The 1,595-nt window shown below is 48.2% G+C and carries 2 protein-coding genes; both read left to right on the top strand.

Annotated elements, in window-relative coordinates; all coding sequences use genetic code 11:
- Positions 1 to 619 (top strand): ankyrin repeat domain-containing protein (locus tag Q0338_RS07700; protein ID WP_298086243.1); only part of this gene is annotated, 619 nt, incomplete at its 5' end.
- A gap of 9 nt (positions 620 to 628) precedes the next feature.
- Complete coding sequence (locus Q0338_RS07695) at positions 629 to 1,375, top strand: SDR family NAD(P)-dependent oxidoreductase (RefSeq protein ID WP_298086242.1); 747 nt, start codon at positions 629 to 631, stop codon at positions 1,373 to 1,375.
- Positions 1,376 to 1,595 lie beyond the last annotated feature (220 nt).

Below are 1,595 nucleotides of genomic sequence, written 5' to 3'. Positions count from 1 at the left end.
TACAAAATACGGCATAAATGAGGCGATATATTCGGGCGCCGTCTCGCAAAGCTCGCTGCAAAACGCCTTTAACGCCGCGCTTCTTTACGAAAAAAGCGAGGACGTGATAAAGGAGTTTTTGCGCGCAGGCGTAAATTTAAACTACGGCTTTGAGAGTTCGCTGTTTTTCGCGCTTAAAAATTTAAATAACGTAAAGCTTCTGATAGCTAGCGGCGCGGATGTAAACTACGAAAATCTGCTCGGTATCACTCCGCTTTTTAAGGCTGTGCAGCTAAATGACATAAATTTGGTCAAATTTCTGCTCAAAAACGGAGCGCTGGTAAACAAAAGGCTGATAGACATTAGCACCAAGCTTGCCTATAGCTCAAATTTGAGCGTCCAACTACCGAGCTTTGTTAAGCTCTGCGACTTTGACGCTGCTTCAAAAAGCGTGCTCATGAGCGCGGCGGGGGCGGCTGACGTGGAGATATTGCAGCTTTTGGTAGATAACGGCGCGGACGTGCAGGCAGTGGATGATAACGGACTAAATGCCCTAGACTACGCGATCATCGGCAAAAAAGAGATCAACGCGCAGTATCTAAGGGCGATGGGGCTTGAGTCAAATTTGATCACCGAATAAGGAGAAAATATGAAAGGAACGGCTTTTATCACTGGAGCTACGTCAGGTTTTGGCGAAGCGATAGCTAGGATGCTGAGCCGCGAAGGCTACAAGATCGTAGCGCTCGCTCGCCGTAAAGAAAGGCTCGAGGCCTTAGCTAAGCAGCTTGGAAATACGCATATCATCGTCGCCGACATCCGCGATAAAAAGGCGGTTTTTGACGGCGTGGCAAATTTACCGCAGGAGTTTCGCGATATCGAAGTGCTCGTAAATAACGCAGGCCTAGCGCTGGGGCTTGAAGGCGTGGCGGAGACTAGCATCGAGGACTTTGAGACGATGGTCGATACCAACATCAAGGGCTTTTTGTACTCGACGAAGGCCGTTTTGCCGCTCATGATCGCGCGAAAGAGCGGCTATATCTTTAATCTAGGCTCGACCGCGGGCGCATGGCCGTATCCGGGCAGTCACGTTTACGGCGCGAGCAAGGCGTTTGTAAAGCAGTTTAGCAGAAATCTGCGCAACGACATCCGCGGCACCGGTATACGCGTGACCGAGATAGCTCCTGGCATCTGCAAGACCGAGTTTAGCGAGGTTCGCTTCGGCGGCGATAAGGCTAAAGCCGACGCGGTTTACGAGGGCGTGGAGTACATAACCGCCGAGGATATCGCGCAGATCGTGCTAAACTGCCTAAATATGCCTCACCGCGTCAATATCAACGTCGTCGAGGCGATGGCGACGCAGCAGACTTGGGCCGGGCTTTTTATCGAGAAAAAGTAGGCTTTTAGCGTTAAATTTGCGGATTTTAGGATTAAATTCGGCTGTTTTTTAGTCAAATTTAATCCTAAATTTAACGCCTGATTTTCAAATTTGAGCGGCGGAAGCAAGATTGCTTTTAAACAAGCAAAACTACATTTTTTATACAAATTTTATACAAATAACGCTCCGCACTTTAAACACAAAATTTGACCAACAAACCAAATTTGAAAATTCCCTGCAA

Origin of the sequence: uncultured Campylobacter sp. (assembly GCF_938018145.1) — a bacterium.
Taxonomy (GTDB): domain Bacteria; phylum Campylobacterota; class Campylobacteria; order Campylobacterales; family Campylobacteraceae; genus Campylobacter_A.
This window is presented reverse-complemented; position numbering and strand designations above follow the sequence as displayed.

Coding starts and splice junctions, on each gene's coding strand:
- Q0338_RS07695 (WP_298086242.1), top strand. CDS start 629: ATGAAAGGAACGGCTTTTATCACTGGAGCTACGTCAGGTTTTGGCGAA.